Source organism: Vibrio sp. D3 (assembly GCF_043995865.1).
In the GTDB taxonomy this organism is placed as follows: Bacteria; Pseudomonadota; Gammaproteobacteria; order Enterobacterales; family Vibrionaceae; genus Vibrio; species Vibrio diabolicus.
Genome location: NZ_CP171886.1, coordinates 266,318 through 284,834 on the forward strand (window position 1 = coordinate 266,318; position 18,517 = coordinate 284,834).

Here is an 18,517-nt window from a genome sequence, read left to right on the forward strand (position 1 = left end):
ATTCCACTCATCGAGGATAGATAACAACATGCGAATAGACCCTTTAATTCAAGGTGTTGTTGCTCGCTCTGCTCACCCATACGGGTGTCATGCATCCATTAAAGAGCAAATTGAATACGTAAAACACGCCCCGCAGATCAAAAGCGGTCCAAAACGGGTTTTGATTATTGGTGCTTCCTCTGGTTTCGGGTTAGCGGCTCGTATTGCCCTCACCTTCGGAGGTGCTAAAGCTGATACCATTGGTGTCTCCTTCGAGCGCGGGCCTTCAGATAAAGGCGTTGGAAGTGCGGGTTGGTATAACAACATCTTTTTTAAACAAGAAGCAAATCACTCGGGGCGTACCGCCATCAATATTGTTGGTGACGCATTCTCTGACTCTGTCCGCAATCAAGTGATTGAAGCCATTGAAACGTACTTTGAAGGTGAAGTTGATTTAGTCATCTATAGCTTAGCGACGGGTGTTCGACCTAAACCAGAGTCTGATGAGTTTTGGCGCAGTGTCATTAAGCCTATTGGTGAGCCTGTTACTGGCGCTTCAATTATGCTGGAAAACGATCAGTGGGTAGAAACCACTTTAACTCCCGCAACAGAGGAAGAGGCCGAAGCCACTATCAAAGTGATGGGTGGTGAAGACTGGGAAAGCTGGATTGATACACTGATTAATAACGACTCGATTGCACAAGGCTGCAAAACCATCGCGTTTTCTTACATGGGACCAGACGTTACGCACTCTATCTATCTCGATGGTACGTTAGGTCGAGCGAAAATAGATTTACACCAAACAAGTCACTCGTTAAATCTAAAACTTGCCAACTTTGACGGCGGTGCTTACGCAACAGTGTGTAAGGCGTTGGTGACGAAAGCCAGTGTGTTCATTCCTGCGCTAAGTCCCTACCTTTTAGCACTTTATCGAGTGATGAAGGAAAAAGGTACTCACGAACGTTGTATTGAACAAATGCAGCGACTGTTTACCACTAAATTGTACGATCAAGATAAAGTGCCTGTTGACGGCGAACGTTTAATCCGAATAGACGACTTAGAGCTTGACCCGCAAGTACAACAAGAAGTCCATGCTCTTTTAGAGCAAATGAACGCCAATAACTTTAAAGAGATTGGTGATTACCAAGGCTTTAAAGATGAGTTTATGAAGCTAAATGGCTTTAACTTTGAAGACGTCGACTATTCGCAAGACATTTCTATTGAGTCGCTAAAATCGCTTAAACCGTAATGCTTGTTATCTGTTTCAAGTATGAGATATGTGATAACTATTCCTAGTCCTGAACACTTTTCAGGACTTTTTTTTGTTTCAAGCCCCAGCCACCCTATACTTAATTAAAAACCGAGAACAAGATAGAGCAGTCTACATTTTAAATTCACAGGAAGTGAAACCACGTAAAGGATGACCTATATGGGGAGATTGCAAACATTAGATTATGAAATCCCTGAGTCTATGCAAAAAAGCTGGCAGGAAATCGTCAACTTACTGGCTCAAATAACGCACGTACCCACCACATTAATCATGCGTATCCATCCAGATCGTATTGAAGTCAACACATCCAGTGAAACTCAAGGTAACCCCTATCGTACCGGCGATGCTGAACTACTCGGCAACGGTTTGTACTGTGAGCATGTCATTGAGCATAAGAGCGAACTCATGGTTCCTAATGCGCTCGAGGATGAAGAATGGTGCAATAACCCTGACATCAAACTAGGCATGATATCTTATTGTGGTTTACCGTTATTCTGGCCAAACGGAGAGACGTTTGGAACCATCTGCATGCTTGATTCCAAGAAGAATGAATACAGCGACACTTACCGCCAATTGCTCGGAACTTTCAAAGACTCAATCGAAGCGCAGCTCTCCGTCGTGTATCAGCAACACAAACTCCAGCGTCTTAATAATGAACTCAAAAATCGAGTTGAGAACCGTACTACTGACCTAGCGCAGTTGAGTTACTCCCTAACAAAAGAGATTGATCGTCGTAAGGCTGCAGAAAAACAAGTGAGCTACCAAAAAACACACGATCAGGGAACCGGATTCTTAAATCGCGCAGCACTGGAAAGTGTTGTCGGAGAGACACTCGAAACGTTGGATCATAGTCAGCAATCACTGCTCGTGATAAACATTGGCTTTAGTAATGCTCGCAGTATCCAAACCCGTTATGGCTTTGAGGCCTTTGACGAGATATTAAAAGAATTTCGGTATCGCCTTGGTAAACGAGAATCGAGTTATTTTGTTACCGGGAGGCCGAGCTCGAATGACCTTGTATTACTCATTTGGGGCAACGATATTGATATGAAATTGCGTAAGCTACTGGATGATATCACCAATATTGGCTTGGGAAGCTTTTATATAAAAGACACAGAGGTTCACCTCAACTCCTATATTGGTGTTGTACAAGCCCACCAAACCAGCAATGCCAAACAACTTCTTCAAAATGCATGCTATGCCATGTTGCTGTGTAAAGAGTCTGGCGAAGCGTATAGTTATTTTTGTGAAAGTCATTCGAATGAGCTAAACAACCACAATCAATTGGAAAGCTACTTATTGCAAGCGGTAAGAAATGACGACCTGATGCTGTACTTTCAGCCCAAAGTTCACCCCCATACTCACAAATGGATTGGCGCAGAAGCATTGCTGCGCTGGAGACACCCAATACTGGGCGACGTCTCTAACGAAGCATTAATACATATGGCCGAACAAAACGGGCTTATTTTTGAAGTTGGCTCTTTTGTTCTTCGTACCGCGATAGACAAAGCGAAACAGTGGTCGGAGTTAATTGATAATTTCAAAATTGCCGTTAACGTCTCTCCAATTCAATTACAAAACGTGAACTTTGCAGAGCAAGTGCAACACCTACTCGAATCCTTCCATTTACCAGCACATTTTCTTGAACTCGAGGTGACCGAGAGCGCTTTAATTGCCGACGAAATAGTAGCACGCACAACGCTAAACAAATTGCACGAACTAGGTGTGACATTGTCACTTGATGACTTCGGTACAGGGTACGCCTCTTTCAGCTATTTGAAGAAATACCCATTTGATGCCATCAAGATTGATAAGAGCTTTGTCCAGCAAATGGAAAAGTCGGACGATGATCGTGCGATCATTTGCTCTATCATACACATAGCTAAAAAACTGGACCTCCAAGTGGTTATTGAGGGCATTGAATCCCCCCAACAAGAGCAGTTTCTTATTGGTGAGGGTTGTGATATCGGGCAAGGCTTTCTCTATGGTAAACCGATGCCTTGTAATGAATTTGAGCAAAGTTTGTTTAATCAGCATCTTTCAGGCGGACAATACGCCTACTCTTCCTAAGCATTCTCTTTACTAAGGTGGCGGTGGTTTCTATAATCGCCGCCCGCTTCTATTAAAAGGCCAATATCTTCATGGATCAGTTGACTGCCACGCTTAAGAAAATTGAAAAGCAGAACTACCGCGCTTATCAGCAAATCAAAGGTCAATACGACTTCACTGATTTCACTTTGTTCATCGATCACGTACAAGGAGACCCGTATGCTTCAGCGTCACGTTTTCGTGCAACTCGCGTCTGGTCCTTGACTGGTCTGGAATGGTTAAAAGACGAGTCCCCTGCTTTTCAACGAGCAGCACGTGATTTTATTGCGCGCAGTTTTGAGCAGTTTGCTAAACAAGAAAACTCAGTATCCATTTCATTGAATGGCCAAACTGTATTGGATAGCACCGCAGTATTGTTTACCGAGGAAGGTATTGAACTGCGTTTTCGAGTTAACTTGCCTGCTGAAGGTCGTTCAGTGTTGGGGAAAAAAGCCAACAACATACTGACTTTCCATTTGCCTAAGTTTATCCGTCGAGCAACCTTAGAGCGTGAACTCGACAAAGCAGCATTGATTGAGCATTGCCAAGTTGTTGAAGATCAAGATGCCCTGCGTGCACAGTTGGAAGCCAATAACCTAGTTGCGTTTGTCGCAAATGGCAGCATTCTCCCTCGAATTGCCGGTAACTGTGATCTCCCAATGAAAGAGGCGGTTGAATTCAAAGCCCCTGAATCGCTGCAAGTGACTTTACATGCGCCAAACAAAGGCCATGTCACGGGATTAGGGATTCCAAAGGGCATTACACTTATCGTAGGTGGCGGTTTCCACGGTAAATCTACCTTACTGAATGCGATTGAGCGTTCGATTTACGATCATATTCCAGGAGATGGTCGTGAATACATCGTAGCTGATGACAAAGCAATGAAGATCCGTGCCGAAGATGGTCGATGTGTGCATCATTTGAACCTGTCGAATTACATCAACCATTTGCCAATGGGTAAAGATACAGCGGACTTTTCGACTCAAGATGCATCAGGCTCAACATCACAAGCCGCTTGGCTTCAAGAGTCTATTGAAGCGGGTGCGAGCACGTTATTGATTGATGAAGACACCTCTGCGACGAACTTCATGATTCGAGATGAACGTATGCAGGCATTGGTGGCAAAAGGTGATGAACCAATTACCCCTCTTGTCGATCGCATTGGTCAATTGCGAGATGATCTCGATATCTCTACCATTATCGTTATGGGTGGTTCAGGCGACTACTTAGACGTTGCCGACACAGTCATTCAGATGCACGACTACCAAGCGGTTGATGTGACAGAAAAAGCGAAAGAAGTGATCGCTCAGCACCCTACTCAACGTCATAACGAATCGGAAGAACGTTTACAAACCTTCCCGCCTCGCGCCCTGAATCGCGTTGCTTTGATGAATATTCTCACTGACGGTAAATTCCGTGTGAATGCGAAAGGCAAAGAGTCACTTCGGTTTGGCAAAGAGTTTACTGACCTTAGCGCTTTGGAACAGATTGAGTCCGCTGATGAAGTCAACACGATTGGCTGGTTATGGTTTCAAATTGCTCAGCTTCCAGGCTGGTGTAATCATCCAGCGAAGGAAATTGAAGAAATGCTGTCTGGTGAGTGGCATGCATCGCTTCCTAAGCAAGGGGACTTAGCCAAACCACGCACACTAGACGTAATGGCTGCGCTTAATCGCATGAGAAAATCTCAGTTTAAGCCTTCATGCTAGTTTTGATACGCTGATTGAGATAATCCAATGAAAAAAGGCAGCTAATAGTTAGCTGCCTTCCTTTATCTTTATTCATACCGAATCATTCGTTTCTCAGTACATTCCACGCTTCACAAAGAATTCTAAACCTTTCTGCATCACCATTCTCTCTATCTGGGTGCCAACGAAGCGCGAGTTTTCGCCACTGCTTTCTAATTTCTGCGGGTGTTGCATCAGGGTTAAGCTCAAACAGTGACAGTGCCTTTGTCTTATCTACACTTGCAACAGACGAACCACCAATGAATTTTTGATAAGTGGTCCAAAACTCATTCAACAATCGACGCACTTCATCTTCGTCCGCTTCGTAGTTGCGCCAATCCAGGTAATATTCACGCAAAGGATCGTTAATATCAACGATATGCCTCGAAGCTTCTAACGAAGACATCAGCTGGATATTCATCGCTTCAACTTGCAGCCAGGCATCTGGGTAAAGCGTTTCTTGCAGTTGGTATAGCGCGTTCATGATTAAGAAATTTCGTTTGAATAAATCCTTATCAGGAGAATCATCCAATTTCGAAATGTAGCCCTGTTCACTCAACTTGCTTGCTAAGGTGTGAACTTTCCAATCGGAAGGCTGCTTTCTAAGAATTTCTAGCATTGGCCAAAGCAACGGGTTTTCTATTGCGTGAGTCTCAATACTACTGACCGTGCGTTGTCCTTCCATTCATCCTCTCTGTTTTTAATATTGAAGCATCACACTAATCTCAGAGAAAGCTGCTCATCTGTACTGGTAAAAATGCTTGCTGACGCGTGTTTCAGGCCCAATTTCTGTGGCACCGAATTAAGCGTGGGTATCATTTTGTACCATAAACAACAAAAGGCCGATAGTCATCAACCATCGGCCTTTGTAAGGAGATCACGTAAAGGTTAAATAACCCCTAGTTCACGTAAACGTTCCATAAGGTAGCTATGTGCGGTGTAGCGCTCTGACAAAACCACTTCTGGCTTTGGATGCAAGAACAACGGCAATGAAATACGCGACTTTTCTTGACGGCCACCCGTTGGGTTGATTACACGGTGAGTCGTTGAAGGAAAGTAACCGCCCGACGCTTCTTGAAGCATATCACCAATGTTGATAATTAAGTTACCAAAGTCACAGGGTACATCAATCCAATCACCTTCTTTGCTCTTTACTTGCAGTCCAGGCTCATTAGCGGCTGGCAGAACCGTTAGCAGGTTAATGTCTTCATGCGCAGCAGCACGAATAGCGCCAGGCTCTTCTTCCCCTGTCATTGGCGGGTAGTGAAGAACGCGTAGTAATGTTTTGTCGCTGTTATTGATCATTTCTGACAACGCGATAGAGAACTTCTCTTGAACGTCCTTAGGTGCGTACGCTTCAACCCAGCCTAATAGCTCCTGAGCAAATGCATTCGCCCGCTCATAGTACTCTAAGATTTCAGCTTTAAGCTGCTCTGGGATCTGACCCCAAGGGTAAACATGAAAGTACTCTTTGATGTCTTTCACTTTGTGCCCTTTCGCTACTTCAGACACAGAAGGTGGGAAGTAGCCATCTTGGGTGTCTACGTTAAAGTGAAAATCATTCTTTTGATCTGAACAGAAAAACTCATGCCAGTTTTTGTAAATTGACTCTACAAGCTCTTGTGGAATCGGGTGGTTTTTCAACACACCAAACCCAGTTTCGCGCAGAGAGGTAACGAACTGTTGAGCAGCATCGTCAGCAAGATAATCGACAGTTTCCAGTTTCATGGCTTTACTTCTTTTTTATTAGACTGAATCACGGATTCTATGGATGGGCATGTTGTAAATCAAACTTTAATGAAAAGTGCACGCGCAAACGTTTTAATGTTGAGCAGTTTGGCAATAAATCAACATTTTCAGTGATCAAAAACACCATCAAAATAACAATTGCACACCGTTCAATTAAGTGTAATCATTACCCAAGTCTATGGAGTCCCACTGTAAGATAAATTGAAGGATCAAGTAACTCTATGAAAAGCACCTCGACACTCTTAGGATTGACGATTTTTTATGCCATCGTGTTTTTATTTTCTGCGTTAGAACCTAACTCACGTGCCGTTTGGTTTGCGGAGATTATCCCAGCAATTGGTATTCTTGTTGCTATTTGGGCAATCTCGATTCGCTATCAATTCAGTAATACGGCTTACTTTTTAATGTTCATCTGGCTCTGTTTGCACACTATCGGAGCGAAATATACGTTTTCCGAAGTACCATTTGACTGGTTTAACGACATGATTGGTTCAAATAGAAACAACTTTGATCGCGTTGCGCACTTTTCGATTGGCCTTTATGCGTATCCGATAGCTGAATACTTGATACACAAGAACAAGTTCAACAAAACGTTCTCTTGCTGGTTTGCTTTGTTTGCGATCATGTCGCTTGCAGCAGGCTATGAGATTATCGAATGGTGGTATGCAGAATTGGCTGGCGGCAATGAAGGAATCGCCTTTCTGGGCTCGCAAGGTGACATATGGGACGCCCAGAAAGATATGTTGTGCGACACCGTTGGTGCAGCGTTGTCGCTGTTTTTAATGTCGGCTCAGCGTCGATTCTCTCAGCCACTCTAAATAAGGGTTAAACCCATCAACAATTGGAACCTGTACGATCTGTGCTACTTCATATTCGTGCAGGTTTTCTATTTTCTCTTCCACCAATTCATAGAGCTCTCGGCGAGTTTTGATCACCAGCAACCATTCGTTGTCAGTACAAATCTCCCCTTTCCACACATAGTGACTTTCAATAGGCATCGTTTGAATACACGCGGCTAATTGGGCATCTAGCAAACCTTTAATGATCTGATCTCGATTTTTTTCGTTGCTGGTTGTGCTTAACACCATGCAGTAGTCATGTTTTATACTCATTTTCTAGCCCTTCATTATTTCATTGTCACTTTGCCGCCAATCATTTTGTAAGCGGGCGTTCCTCTCACTAGGGTATCTCTTGCAAACTCTTGCCCGCAACTGGGACAGATGCATGGGGTTTGTGTGAAGTCGTCAACAATGCGCTCTTTGAAGCACTTGACCAGTGCGCCTTTTCCGCCTTTACGGTACTTGAATAGTTGAGTTTTACACTTTGAGCAATAGATATCGACGGTTTTCGTCGGCTGTTTCTTATTCGGTTTCGCCATGATTATTTTCTATATCAGGTTTTACCCATACGTTATTAAAGTCAAACCAACCTAAGGCATTACACTTTGCATTTTGTAAGGCACCGCTGTGGTCTTTATTGACACCCAACCAGCAGTGAAACATCGGAATCACCTGACAACTTTTTACCAACTGACGTCCTAACTCACGTGCAGGGAAGTCTGGATAAACACCAGCACGCCACTGATCAACGAGCTTAGCCCATTCGCTAAAATCGTAACCAGAGCTGAACTTTTCAATATCACTGTAATCCAGAAGCCAGCCAGCCAAAGCATCATTTCGATTCGTTGCAATGCCCATGGCTTTCACCCAAATATCCACTTCCTCCGGTGCGGGCGGTTGAGAATCATAACGAATAAACTCGACCTCTATACCGTGCGGTTTTAAGAGTGTCTTGATGGCCTTAGCAACTACTGGAAACATCGGATGCTTTTTCTGATACGCTACAGAAATCACCTTATCAGCCTGCGGCACGCTGCCCGCCTCTGCTGGCCTAAGGTCAATCCAACCTGGCTTAAGGCCAAAGGCTTGCAATACTCCCAGTTCCATCACTTTATCCTGAGGAACATGAGCATAAATTTGGTGACTGTTGAGAGTTTGTGATAGAAATTCTGCCCAGCGTGGATCTTTTGCAATCCCGGTGTTTTTGTTTAGTAATAGGAATGTACAGCCAGGATCAAGCTCGACTTCATCAGATGAACCTTGTTTATCCATCTTTGGCTTAGACAAGCTTGGATAGACCATTGAAGAGTACGCCTCATCAATGACCCATACCTCAACTTGGTCCAGCAAGGGACGAAAGCCAAAGTAGCCATCAAAAGCAGTCAAAATGAGACGCTTATCATCATTCATTTTAACTTGGAACGGCCCTGTCCCAATCGGTTGTCTATCGAAGTTTTCTGAACGCAAAGCGCTTGGTGGCAAAATTTTTGCTTGCGACTCACTCAGCGCCAAAGGCAGGTAACGATCAGGACGGACGAGCTCAATATCAACGGTCCACTCTTGTGGTGAAGACACCCGTTTTATGTGAGAAAACAAGTTCAAGCTATTTAACGCAAGCACACTCTCAAGAACACAACTGGTTGTTAACGGTTCACCATTATGAAAGCGTACTCCACGACGAAGATAAAAACGCCAATGTGTATCAGAAATGGCTTCCCACGTGTGGGCTAAATCTGGCTGAAGTTGTTCATTTTCATCAAGGCGAGTGAGCCCGCTAAAAATTTGTCGGGCGATGTGCTGTTCAGAACGCCGCATCGGTTTCTGTGGGTTTAACATCGCCAATGGTCGATAATAAGGCAAACGTACCACCTGCTCGCCCTGTCGATGCTGAAGCCCTAAATACCCCTGAATAACCTGCGTTAATCGAGCCGCGTCGTTATCAAGCGCATCTAGAGCCTGGCCAATTTTCCCTTCGTCAAGATAACGTCTGGCGAGGTTTTCACTGACATCGCTACGGTTACGTTTGAAAACGAGTTTTGAGAGTTTTCCTCGACCGGCGGCTGGATGCCATTCAATCCAGCCCTCCTCTTCTAATTTATTGAGAACAATACGGGCATTGCGACGTGTACAAAACAGCGCTTCGGTAATGTCTTCTAGCTGAACGTCCGTATCGTGACCGGCGAATTTTTCAAACAGTGTTTCGAACTGAACACGTAAACGAGGGCTACTCATAAAGAGGAAATTCTTATCTTATTGTTGATAAGCTAAGTTTCCTCATTTTTATCAAAAAGTGCAAACGTCACGCAGTAAATTATTGAATATCGATGCCAATTTCTCGTGCAAGACCGACAAGTTGTTCCTCATTATCCAGCTTGATAGACCATTTACACTCTGCACCATGAGATAAAACAACGTTCGCTCCTCTACCCAGTAACTGGATAGAATCGGTTTGCGCTTGTAAGGTTACCATTGCACTGCCGGAGAGCTTAATCACGATTTCACGCTGGGTAGCAATGATTTTTCCTAATGAAAACTCAATCACCATCTTGCTTTATACCGACTTCGTTTTATGTTGCTTCACTGCGATAGTTAAGCGACTGGTACACACTAATCGGCCTCGTTCATCAGTTATGTCGATTTGCCACACTTGTGTTGAAACGCCAAGGTGTACGGGTTTTGCCGTACCAATCACATGACCACTTCGCATTGCACGTACATGGTTCGCGTTGATATCCAAACCGACACAGTAACTCCCCTCATCAACAGAGAAATTTGCAGCTAAAGAGCCTAATGTTTCTGCGAGTACAACAGAAGCACCACCATGAAGCATTCCTAAAGGTTGATGAGTAAAACTACATACAGGCATGGTTGCTGTAAGGGAGTCATCCGTGAAATCTGTGTATTCAATTTGTAGGTGCTCGATCAGGGTATTTTTTGACGTAGCATTCAGAATCTCTATGCTAACGGGCTTTTTCCATATACTCATTGTTTTACTCTTAATTTCACAAACTGGTTTGTCGGATTGTAACGATTTATTAGAGAGCTAGCATAGACTTTACTTAGGTCTAACTTCAAGGTGTAACATCTTGGCCTCCTTGCCAGTTGATGAATAATTTGATCTATGCATCGTGTTACTATTTGGGTATATACTATTGCTTCAAAACAAAAATAATTTAGATGGAGCCTATTATGAAGGTATGGATGAAAGCCTCTGCTCTTTTAACTATCGCGGGCTTAACGGCATGTAGCGCATCACCGACTGGCCGTAATCAGATCCTGATGTTTTCAGATCAAGAAATGTCATCGCTTGGCGCCAAATCTTTCGAACAAATGAAGAAAGATATCCCAATCAGCAAAGATCGCAAAACGAATGCCTACGTACAATGCGTTGCCAAACACATCACTGACACCATCCCTGCGCAAGCTGGGTTTAAAGATTGGGAGGTGGTTGTTTTTGATAGTGAACAAGTCAATGCGTTTGCTCTACCTGGTGGGAAGATCGGCGTTTACACCGGGCTTTTAGGTGTCGCGAAAAACCAAGATCAGTTGGCAACAGTCATTGGTCACGAAGTGGCTCACGTCCTTGCTGACCACAGTAATGAACGCCTTTCACAAAGCCAGTTAGCAAATGCGGGATTGTCTCTGGCAAACGTTGCTATAGGAGCTTCCGAGTACAAACAGTATCAGCAAATGACGATGGCGGCACTTGGTGTCGGTGTCCAATACGGTGTTATTTTACCATACGGTCGTACACAGGAATCCGAGGCTGATATTGTCGGGCTTGAGTTTATGGCAAAAGCAGGCTTCGACCCACGTCAAAGTGTCGATTTATGGAAAAATATGAGTGCTGCATCCGGTGGTTCTCAACCACCTGAATTCTTCTCAACTCACCCATCGCACAGTACGCGTATTAAAGATTTACAAGCAACCATAAATAAGTTGCCTGCGTATAAGGCGAAAGCGCCAAAATGTGGCTAAACTTCTGCTACCAGTGTCTATTTTTCGCAAAAAAGCTCCCTAGGGAGCTTTTTTAATGGGTATAAGGAATAGTTTAAGTACCCAGTATCTGTAGTGGCAAGCTCAACAGGCTATCTCCAAGGGTAGCAAAATACCAAATGATAGCGACAAAACCACCGACAGAAACCAAGTACCAAGCAAGTGAGAAGAGTTGTCCGTAACGGGTTAACGGCAATAAATGACTATGATGTCGACCTCTCCACTCCATGACCACTTCTAGCATCCCCATCAACAATAAAAACCCTAGCAACGTCAGCCCGAAAGAATAACTGATAAAAATACCCAACAAGGCAGCAGCTATACTGCCGACTAATCCAACCCAAGTGTTCATCGAGAAGGTAATGCTTTTGAGTACATGACCACCATCTAGTGGCAGAATAGGCAACAGATTAAACAGGTTTAGTAACGCGTTAAACACTGCTAGGCCAGCGAAGAGCACCTCTCCAGTCATCCAATAAAGCAAAGTAAACGCGATGCTAAGAACTAAACCAAAAAATGGTCCCATAATCGAGATAACCACATCTTGCCAGCGTGTGTTGATCTTTTCATCACTCAGCGCTAAACCGCCAAGAAATGGAATCAAATAGATGCCCTTGGTCTTCATTCCAAAGTACTTCATCGCTCTAATATGGCCATACTCATGGAAAACTAAACAGGCGATCAAAGCTAACGCGAACTCGATAGAAAATAGCCAAGAATATGCAGCAAGACTTGCAGATGCTAGCGCCACTTTGATTACTTTCGCACTCTTGAGTGCTTTCATTCCAAGCGATACTAGCCCTATCACACTTAAACGCTTTTCCGTTGGCGGCTCAACTTCTGGTACTTGGCCTTCGATGTCTTTTTCATTTCGGCAACCTTCGCTAATAAGCTCATCGTTAATTGTGACCTTGTAACTCAATTCAAACGGTTGCCATGTTAATGAACACTCCAAATGGCATACCAGGACTTCCTCCCCTGCAGAGAGTCTAAACTGGTGAAGACAAGTGTCTGCAACATTATCACTGGCATCTATTTGGGACACCAAGGTGTTATCCCAATATAACTGCTGCCAACCAGCCATCGATCCTTCGAGCCTTAACGAACGACCTAAAAATTCAACATTCAGTAATTCCAACACGATTCCTATTGCGTCTATTGAATAACAACAAAGCGAGGCGCGAATTATGCCTGCTAAGTACAGAAACGGCAAAGCCCGCTATCTCTTGGTTTGAATGCCATTTAACCATAAAGCCCGTAAAACAATTCTGGTCGTACCATTCTCTTAAAAAATATAACGATAATACATGCCCTTACGAATCAACGTTTGACCTATGCATCATATTTAAAACGCAAAATACGCTCAAACTTTGACAAGTTATTAAACATACAATTAACATTACATTTACATCACAGTTGTATTTCACGTATTAACAACTGGTGTAAGTATCACACAACAATTACAAGGACTTCGGTCCAACACTATGACACCCTAGGAGGGTCAAGGATGAACAAGAAGCACTGCTCTCTGCTTACAATTTCGATATTGTTTGCGTGTAATGCCCATTCAGCGGGCTTCCAGGTAGCTGAGCATTCAGCATCTGGTCTTGGTCGAGCATTTTCAGGTGAAGGAGCGGTCGCAGACAATGCCAGCGTTCTTGCACGAAACCCAGCAGCGATGACGCTTTTCAAAGAAGCTCAATTCTCGGGCGCGTTATCTATCATCGATCCTGAAGTCGATGTGTATGACACGGTTAACAAAGAACATGCGAAAGATGTTGCCCCTTTACAAGTCGTGCCAGCGGGTTATTACATCAGCCCTATCAACGATAACTGGGCTTGGGGTATCGGTATGTTCACAACATACGGTGTTGCTACTGATTATCCAGATGATATTTCTGCGGGTGACATGGCGGGTGACACTTCCCTACTTTCAGTAAACATTAATCCTAATGTCGCTTACCGTATTAACGAGTCTTTCAGTGTCGGTGGCGGTATCAACCTAGTGTACGCGGAAGCGGAGCTGACTCGTCATAAAGGCGCACTCGCCGGTATTTTAGGTGGTAATAAGTCCGATAACCTTGTCGGCATGGAAGGCGAAACTTTTGCTTGGGGTTGGAATATTGGTGCTTTGTACGAGCTAAATGAAAACAACCGTTTTGGCTTTGGTTACCGTTCTAAAGTTGATCTAGATTTTGACGACGGTGAGTTTAGTAGTTACGACTCAGGCCGAGCTCCATCACCAAAAGTGGATGGCCGTTTAAAAATCTCTCTCCCTTCAATTATCGAATTATCGGCTTTCCATCAACTGAATGAACAATGGGCAGTACATTACGGCTGGCAACAGACCGATTGGAGCACATTTAAAGAACTGAAAGCGACGAGTCCTCAATGTAATGATGGAACTGCTGGTCAATGTTTCTACAAACCAGAGAAATACGAAGACAACAACCGTTATTCTATTGGTGCAACTTACACCCTCAATGCGGATTGGACATTCCGTGCAGGCTTTGCATACGACGAACAAGCAGGTGAAGCCACATTGAGCATCCCTGACAGTGACCGTTTTTGGTACAGCGCGGGCCTGACTTACGCAATGAATGAGAATTTAACTTTCGATGCAGGCTTTGCACTTGTTAAGAGTAAATCAGGCTCTTTCACCGAGACGAACGCTCAGGATGAAGAGATCAAGTTCGACTCTGAAGGTACTGCTTACATCAGCGCGGTACAGATGAACTACACCTTCAAATAATGGGATTACGGAGTAAACCAATGAAACACACGTTTAAATTATCAATGCTTTGTTCTGCAATCCTTCTTGCTGGTTGTGGTGATAATACATCAAGCTCTGGTACTTCCGACAAAGTTCAATTTGAAGATGAAGTCCAAGCACTGCTCGACCGTAGAACATCTATCAGCTTTACGCTTCAAGGGGCGAATGCGGATGTACCTGCGCCCTCTTACTTATTAATGGACACAACAGATGGCACGCTTGGTCTGCCAACTGACGGTGATGATGCCTTAACCAACCCTAGAGCCTCGATGAATACGATGGATGGATGGTCAACGTCTATGCCAATCGTTCTGAACTTTAAAGGCGATGGTTTTGCAACGGGTATGCTGCCGTCTGGTATTAAAGTCATCAAGATTAATCAACGTTTGACCGAGTGGGATGGTAAGTCTAACCCAATCGAAGAAGTTCTCGTTCAGAACCAAGACTACGTTGTTCAAGCAAAAGGCAACTCTCTATATATCCAGTTCATGGATGCGCTTGATGAGTCAAGCGAGTACATTTTTGCAGTAACACAAGATGTCACTGACGTGAATGGTGAGCCAATCGGTACATCAGCCAGTTACGCGACAGGTAAATCGAAAGAAATCGTTTATGAAACTGGTGCTCTTGCTTCTATTCAAGCGGTGACACAAGCGGTAGAAGGCATTTTTGGTATCGCCAAAGTAAACCCTGACGACATCGTTTACTCCTCATGGTTCAGCACTCAGTCTGTAGGTGACACTTTGGCGGCGGTTAAAGGTGTAACGGCAACCGGTTTCTCAACGGGTGCAAATACACTAAACGCCGTTTACAAAAACGATGCGAACGAAGGTTCAGTAGATTTATCAACAGCCTACACAATGACACTTGGTGCAACCCAAGACTTTAGCACTGCGCTAGACGCTGACGATGACTTTAGTAAGTACGTTAGTGACCTAGACGCGGCAAAAACGGCAATTAAAGGCCTTTATGCGAAGTCAGGTTCCGATGTAAATGTGACTCAAGGTGTGGTCAGACTGCCTCATTATCTAGAAAAAGGGGCAAACTGGAACATGCAGCCAATGGTATCTGCGATGCCAAGCCTAGCGAAGCTAAGTGCAGCACTGGCGGATCCGAACGAGCAAGCGAACATGGTTCAGCAGCTATCAACTGGCGTTTTCGCAAATAACCCTGTTGACGTGACAAAGCTTGCAACCGATCCTACAGAGCAGCTAAAACTGGTGGGTGCTAAACTCACATTAAGCGATGGTACCCAACTCGACAGTGAACGTATTGTGACTCGCTACTCCCCAGTTCCAGTCGTTAAATCGGTAGAAGATGTCGAAGTACTGGTCTTCACACCTAAATCTGGTGTCGCGACCGACGTTGTGATTTATCAACACGGCATCACTTCAGCGAAAGAGAATGCGTACGCGTTCGCGTTCAATATGGTAAAAGCAGGTGTGGCTGTTATTGCTATTGACTTACCTATTCACGGTACGCGCAGCTTAGATGAACAACGTTCCGCAAATGCGAATGTACTGGCTTATCTAAATCTTTCCAACTTAGCCGTTGCGCGTGACAATCTACGTCAAAGTGTTCTGGATGTGTTAGGTTTGCGCGCTAGCTTGGTAGTATCGGCGCAAGGCGGTCTTTTAGCTGGAGGTCCTCTACAAGGCTTTAACCCAATGACGGGTTCTAAAGTCAAAATGTTAGGTCATTCACTTGGCGGTATTGTGGCTACATCTGCCGTGGCAGCAGCAAATAACACGCTAGGTAGCCCTAACGCAGATGCACTTTACACATTTAGCTCTGCTTCTGTGCAGAACTCTGGTGGTCAAATTGGTAATTTGCTACTGGGCTCAGACAACTACGGCCCTCAGATCAAACATAACCTCGCTTATGCAGCATCAAAAGACTATGCGAATTACGCTGATGCATCATGTGCGGATCTAGAAGATAAAACATGTTACGAAGCATTTGAGGCTGCGGCAACGGAAGCTCAAGTAGCAGCCCTAGAAGCAGGTTTCTCACAATTTATCTATGCAGCACAGACTACACTAGATACAGTCGATCCGTTCACAAACGCTTCAGATTTAGTGGCATCTGGTTCGCTAACGACACCATTCTTTATGACAGAGGTGGATGGCGATAGCACAGTGCCAAACAGCGTTCCAAATGCACCATTCGCGGGTACTGAACCGCTTGCTAATAAGCTAGGATTGAAGACTGTGAACAGTACGGACACTACTGTGAATGCAACTGCGAGCTTTGTACAGTTTAATGCTGCTGCATCGCACAGTACTTTTGCTTCGCCAAATGGCACACTTTCTGATATTGACCATCACGTTGAGATGCAAATGGAAAACACAGACTTCTTAATGGATGACACTTTAACGGGTGTGACTAATACTTCCGTTCTGAAGTAATCGTATCACCTCTCTTACCAAAGCCCAGTTTCGACTGGGCTTTTTCGTTCTCTATCATAAAAAACCGTCCCGTATATCCTTTGCTATAGTTAAATCGGTGTCGTACCTAACTTACTTGTTTGAAAGGAAAACTCTATGCGCATATTCACTATAATGGCCACTGCTTTACTTCTTGCTGCATGCGGAAGTAGCCAATATCTTATGTCGACAAATGAAGGAAAAATTATTACTTCTTACGGTAAACCAGACCTTAACGAAGAAACGGGTATGTACGAGTATGAAGACATGGATGGGAAAGAAATGAGCATTTCAAAAGATCAAATTGTGCAGATTATAGAACGCTAGCAATATGCCCTCTATATTTTTAGAGGGCCCTACCCACACTTCTGAGCGCAGTTAATACTCACAACGAACCTCTAACTTCCTCAATAAATGAAGCAACCAATTCATCACCCAAAGCAATCAATGCATTTTCTTATATACAGGTATTATTTGTTTAGCGAATATTTTACATCTTCACCCTAATCAGGTTGGAATATTGTAAAATCTCGGCTTTAATTCGCTAACACCCTTTTATTTCTCAGGATAAAGTGGATAATACCGCCACAAAATAACATTACTAAGGTGAGTCCTTATGTCTATTGAAGCTACTCTGCTTGCGCGCTGCGAGTCAAAATGTGAACTGTGTTCTTCTGAATCTCAACTAACAGCATACGCTGTCCCACCTCACGGTAACGTGACTGTTGATACTGCTATCATGGTTTGTGATAAGTGTCTGGGTGAGATCGATGAGCCAAAAGACATTAACCACTGGCGTTGTCTAAACGAAAGCATGTGGAGCCAGGTTCCTGCAGTACAAGTGACAGCATGGCGCCAACTCACTCGCCTAAACTCTGAAAGCTGGGCTCAAGATGCTCTTGACATGATGTACATGGAAGAAGAGCAAATGAACTGGGCGATGAAGGGTATGTCTGATGATGACAAAACGTTGGATTGCAACGGCACTGAACTTAAGAAAGGTGACGATGTAACGGTAATCAAAGACCTACCAGTTAAAGGCACTAACCAAGTAATCAAACAAGGCACAGTGATCCGTGGTATCAGCCTTGGTGATGATCCGAAACTAGTTTCGGGCAAGGCAAATGGCGGTCAGTCAATGTACGTGATCGCAGAATACTGCCGTAAGAAGTAATATCGTATTACTCTACAAGTCAAAACGGGGCACTATTAGTGCCCCGTTTTCATTGCTAATGAACACCAATTTGGAATAAGCTCCTCTACTCCGGTATTGACTCTGTATAGAGTTCTAGCTCCGTTATTCGCGTTTGAGCAGCTAAAAAAATACCGGCTTATAAGCCGGTATTTTCATTCATTATTTCAAGATTAACGGTACATACCGATATCTTTTTGAATGTGAGCTGACAAATCTTCCGCATAGTAACTGCGTGGTGCAGTATTATCTACGAATAGAATGTCTAGTAAGTGAGCAATCAGTCCTTTGAAGTTAACCGCGTAGGTTTTCTTATCCATAGAGGTTGGTAAAGCTACATTTGTCATTTGCATTGCTTGTGCCATGATTGCCTCTCTTTAAAGCAGTAGTCTGTTTTGTTGGTTGTATATTAGTCAGTTTCTTATTGTTTAAGAAATGACAAATTTTACCTATTCGAATTAGATTATCTAATAAAACA

18 protein-coding genes are annotated in these 18,517 nt (G+C 43.9%); 9 read left to right on the forward strand and 9 right to left on the reverse strand.

Annotated features, from left to right (window positions below):
* Positions 1 to 28: 28 nt before the first annotated feature.
* The 3 genes from fabV to ACHFJ9_RS01185 all read left to right on the forward strand — a co-directional run bounded on the left by fabV (position 29) and on the right by ACHFJ9_RS01185 (position 5,046).
* A complete protein-coding gene (gene fabV, locus ACHFJ9_RS01175) occupies positions 29 to 1,228 on the forward strand; it encodes an enoyl-ACP reductase FabV (RefSeq protein ID WP_395354843.1) in 1,200 nt (399 codons plus the stop codon).
* 180 nt (positions 1,229 to 1,408) lie between these two features.
* Positions 1,409 to 3,319, forward strand: coding sequence for an EAL domain-containing protein (locus ACHFJ9_RS01180; RefSeq protein ID WP_395354845.1), 1,911 nt, complete (start codon positions 1,409 to 1,411; stop codon positions 3,317 to 3,319).
* 71 nt (positions 3,320 to 3,390) lie between these two features.
* Positions 3,391 to 5,046 carry a P-loop domain-containing protein gene (locus tag ACHFJ9_RS01185; RefSeq protein WP_395354847.1) on the forward strand — a complete coding sequence of 552 codons (1,656 nt, stop codon included), beginning with the start codon at positions 3,391 to 3,393 and terminating at the stop codon, positions 5,044 to 5,046.
* 82 nt (positions 5,047 to 5,128) lie between these two features.
* Here the strand turns inward: ACHFJ9_RS01185 and ACHFJ9_RS01190 are convergent, their stop codons facing one another.
* Together ACHFJ9_RS01190 and ACHFJ9_RS01195 are read right to left on the reverse strand one after the other, a co-directional pair.
* On the reverse strand, positions 5,129 to 5,749 hold the full coding sequence (locus tag ACHFJ9_RS01190; RefSeq protein WP_074190661.1) for a DNA-J related domain-containing protein: 621 nt from the start codon (positions 5,747 to 5,749) through the stop codon (positions 5,129 to 5,131).
* A 203-nt stretch (positions 5,750 to 5,952) separates the two neighbouring features.
* The gene (locus tag ACHFJ9_RS01195) at positions 5,953 to 6,792 is read right to left on the reverse strand and encodes an isopenicillin N synthase family dioxygenase (RefSeq protein WP_005376329.1); all 840 of its coding nucleotides are present in this window, start codon (positions 6,790 to 6,792) and stop codon (positions 5,953 to 5,955) included.
* Between the two features lie 242 nt (positions 6,793 to 7,034).
* On the opposite strand from ACHFJ9_RS01195, the gene ACHFJ9_RS01200 reads away from it, so the two are divergent.
* Positions 7,035 to 7,631: a DUF2238 domain-containing protein gene (locus ACHFJ9_RS01200; RefSeq protein ID WP_395354850.1), complete on the forward strand. Its 597-nt coding sequence runs from the start codon at positions 7,035 to 7,037 to the stop codon at positions 7,629 to 7,631.
* On the opposite strand, the gene cutA is transcribed toward ACHFJ9_RS01200, so the two are convergent.
* From cutA to ACHFJ9_RS01225, 5 genes are all read right to left on the reverse strand, one after another.
* Positions 7,593 to 7,925 (reverse strand): divalent-cation tolerance protein CutA, encoded by a 333-nt coding sequence (gene cutA / locus ACHFJ9_RS01205; RefSeq protein ID WP_031780471.1) that lies wholly within the window; start codon positions 7,923 to 7,925, stop codon positions 7,593 to 7,595. The genes ACHFJ9_RS01200 and cutA overlap by 39 nt on opposite strands.
* Before the next feature lie 14 nt (positions 7,926 to 7,939).
* Positions 7,940 to 8,191: a hypothetical protein gene (locus ACHFJ9_RS01210; RefSeq protein WP_053349877.1), complete on the reverse strand. Its 252-nt coding sequence runs from the start codon at positions 8,189 to 8,191 to the stop codon at positions 7,940 to 7,942.
* Complete coding sequence (locus ACHFJ9_RS01215) at positions 8,175 to 9,884, reverse strand: SgrR family transcriptional regulator (RefSeq protein ID WP_395354852.1); 1,710 nt, start codon at positions 9,882 to 9,884, stop codon at positions 8,175 to 8,177. Before ACHFJ9_RS01215 ends, ACHFJ9_RS01210 begins: the two co-directional genes overlap by 17 nt.
* 79 nt (positions 9,885 to 9,963) lie before the next feature.
* Positions 9,964 to 10,197 (reverse strand): DUF3389 domain-containing protein, encoded by a 234-nt coding sequence (locus ACHFJ9_RS01220; protein ID WP_054867596.1) that lies wholly within the window; start codon positions 10,195 to 10,197, stop codon positions 9,964 to 9,966.
* 6 nt (positions 10,198 to 10,203) lie between these two features.
* A complete protein-coding gene (locus ACHFJ9_RS01225; protein WP_012842307.1) occupies positions 10,204 to 10,638 on the reverse strand; it encodes a hotdog fold thioesterase in 435 nt (144 codons plus the stop codon).
* Between the two features lie 203 nt (positions 10,639 to 10,841).
* Between ACHFJ9_RS01225 and ACHFJ9_RS01230 the strand changes: the two genes are divergently transcribed.
* Positions 10,842 to 11,630 (forward strand): M48 family metallopeptidase, encoded by a 789-nt coding sequence (locus ACHFJ9_RS01230; protein ID WP_152814675.1) that lies wholly within the window; start codon positions 10,842 to 10,844, stop codon positions 11,628 to 11,630.
* A 73-nt stretch (positions 11,631 to 11,703) separates the two neighbouring features.
* Here the strand turns inward: ACHFJ9_RS01230 and ACHFJ9_RS01235 are convergent, their stop codons facing one another.
* A complete protein-coding gene (locus ACHFJ9_RS01235; protein ID WP_395355363.1) occupies positions 11,704 to 12,732 on the reverse strand; it encodes a site-2 protease family protein in 1,029 nt (342 codons plus the stop codon).
* A 423-nt stretch (positions 12,733 to 13,155) separates the two neighbouring features.
* Between ACHFJ9_RS01235 and ACHFJ9_RS01240 the strand changes: the two genes are divergently transcribed.
* The 4 genes from ACHFJ9_RS01240 to ACHFJ9_RS01255 all read left to right on the forward strand — a co-directional run bounded on the left by ACHFJ9_RS01240 (position 13,156) and on the right by ACHFJ9_RS01255 (position 18,021).
* Complete coding sequence (locus tag ACHFJ9_RS01240; protein ID WP_005395507.1) at positions 13,156 to 14,400, forward strand: outer membrane protein transport protein; 1,245 nt, start codon at positions 13,156 to 13,158, stop codon at positions 14,398 to 14,400.
* Between the two features lie 20 nt (positions 14,401 to 14,420).
* Positions 14,421 to 16,829 carry a VolA/Pla-1 family phospholipase gene (locus ACHFJ9_RS01245; protein WP_395354856.1) on the forward strand — a complete coding sequence of 803 codons (2,409 nt, stop codon included), beginning with the start codon at positions 14,421 to 14,423 and terminating at the stop codon, positions 16,827 to 16,829.
* A gap of 135 nt (positions 16,830 to 16,964) precedes the next feature.
* Positions 16,965 to 17,174 carry a YgdI/YgdR family lipoprotein gene (locus ACHFJ9_RS01250; RefSeq protein ID WP_041853072.1) on the forward strand — a complete coding sequence of 70 codons (210 nt, stop codon included), beginning with the start codon at positions 16,965 to 16,967 and terminating at the stop codon, positions 17,172 to 17,174.
* A 289-nt stretch (positions 17,175 to 17,463) separates the two neighbouring features.
* Entirely contained in the window at positions 17,464 to 18,021 is a 558-nt protein-coding gene (locus ACHFJ9_RS01255) for a PhnA domain-containing protein (protein ID WP_005395511.1), read from the forward strand.
* A gap of 191 nt (positions 18,022 to 18,212) precedes the next feature.
* Here ACHFJ9_RS01255 and ACHFJ9_RS01260 read toward each other — a convergent pair whose 3' ends face one another.
* Positions 18,213 to 18,404, reverse strand: a complete 192-nt coding sequence (locus ACHFJ9_RS01260; protein ID WP_005376351.1) for a hypothetical protein — start codon at positions 18,402 to 18,404, stop codon at positions 18,213 to 18,215.
* Positions 18,405 to 18,517: the final 113 nt, after the last annotated feature.

What these genes read in the sequence shown, in the direction of transcription:
- ACHFJ9_RS01185 (WP_395354847.1), top strand. Translation starts at nt 3,391, where the DNA reads ATGGATCAGTTGACTGCCACGCTTAAGAAAATTGAAAAGCAGAACTAC.
- ACHFJ9_RS01250 (WP_041853072.1), top strand. Translation starts at nt 16,965, where the DNA reads ATGCGCATATTCACTATAATGGCCACTGCTTTACTTCTTGCTGCATGC.
- ACHFJ9_RS01190 (WP_074190661.1), bottom strand. Translation starts at nt 5,749, where the DNA reads ATGGAAGGACAACGCACGGTCAGTAGTATTGAGACTCACGCAATAGAA.
- fabV (WP_395354843.1), top strand. Translation starts at nt 29, where the DNA reads ATGCGAATAGACCCTTTAATTCAAGGTGTTGTTGCTCGCTCTGCTCAC.
- ACHFJ9_RS01255 (WP_005395511.1), top strand. Translation starts at nt 17,464, where the DNA reads ATGTCTATTGAAGCTACTCTGCTTGCGCGCTGCGAGTCAAAATGTGAA.
- ACHFJ9_RS01210 (WP_053349877.1), bottom strand. Translation starts at nt 8,191, where the DNA reads ATGGCGAAACCGAATAAGAAACAGCCGACGAAAACCGTCGATATCTAT.
- ACHFJ9_RS01195 (WP_005376329.1), bottom strand. Translation starts at nt 6,792, where the DNA reads ATGAAACTGGAAACTGTCGATTATCTTGCTGACGATGCTGCTCAACAG.
- ACHFJ9_RS01220 (WP_054867596.1), bottom strand. Translation starts at nt 10,197, where the DNA reads ATGGTGATTGAGTTTTCATTAGGAAAAATCATTGCTACCCAGCGTGAA.
- ACHFJ9_RS01225 (WP_012842307.1), bottom strand. Translation starts at nt 10,638, where the DNA reads ATGAGTATATGGAAAAAGCCCGTTAGCATAGAGATTCTGAATGCTACG.
- ACHFJ9_RS01235 (WP_395355363.1), bottom strand. Translation starts at nt 12,732, where the DNA reads ATGGCTGGTTGGCAGCAGTTATATTGGGATAACACCTTGGTGTCCCAA.
- ACHFJ9_RS01230 (WP_152814675.1), top strand. Translation starts at nt 10,842, where the DNA reads ATGAAGGTATGGATGAAAGCCTCTGCTCTTTTAACTATCGCGGGCTTA.
- ACHFJ9_RS01260 (WP_005376351.1), bottom strand. Translation starts at nt 18,404, where the DNA reads ATGGCACAAGCAATGCAAATGACAAATGTAGCTTTACCAACCTCTATG.
- ACHFJ9_RS01215 (WP_395354852.1), bottom strand. Translation starts at nt 9,884, where the DNA reads ATGAGTAGCCCTCGTTTACGTGTTCAGTTCGAAACACTGTTTGAAAAA.
- ACHFJ9_RS01200 (WP_395354850.1), top strand. Translation starts at nt 7,035, where the DNA reads ATGAAAAGCACCTCGACACTCTTAGGATTGACGATTTTTTATGCCATC.
- ACHFJ9_RS01245 (WP_395354856.1), top strand. Translation starts at nt 14,421, where the DNA reads ATGAAACACACGTTTAAATTATCAATGCTTTGTTCTGCAATCCTTCTT.
- ACHFJ9_RS01180 (WP_395354845.1), top strand. Translation starts at nt 1,409, where the DNA reads ATGGGGAGATTGCAAACATTAGATTATGAAATCCCTGAGTCTATGCAA.
- ACHFJ9_RS01240 (WP_005395507.1), top strand. Translation starts at nt 13,156, where the DNA reads ATGAACAAGAAGCACTGCTCTCTGCTTACAATTTCGATATTGTTTGCG.
- cutA (WP_031780471.1), bottom strand. Translation starts at nt 7,925, where the DNA reads ATGAGTATAAAACATGACTACTGCATGGTGTTAAGCACAACCAGCAAC.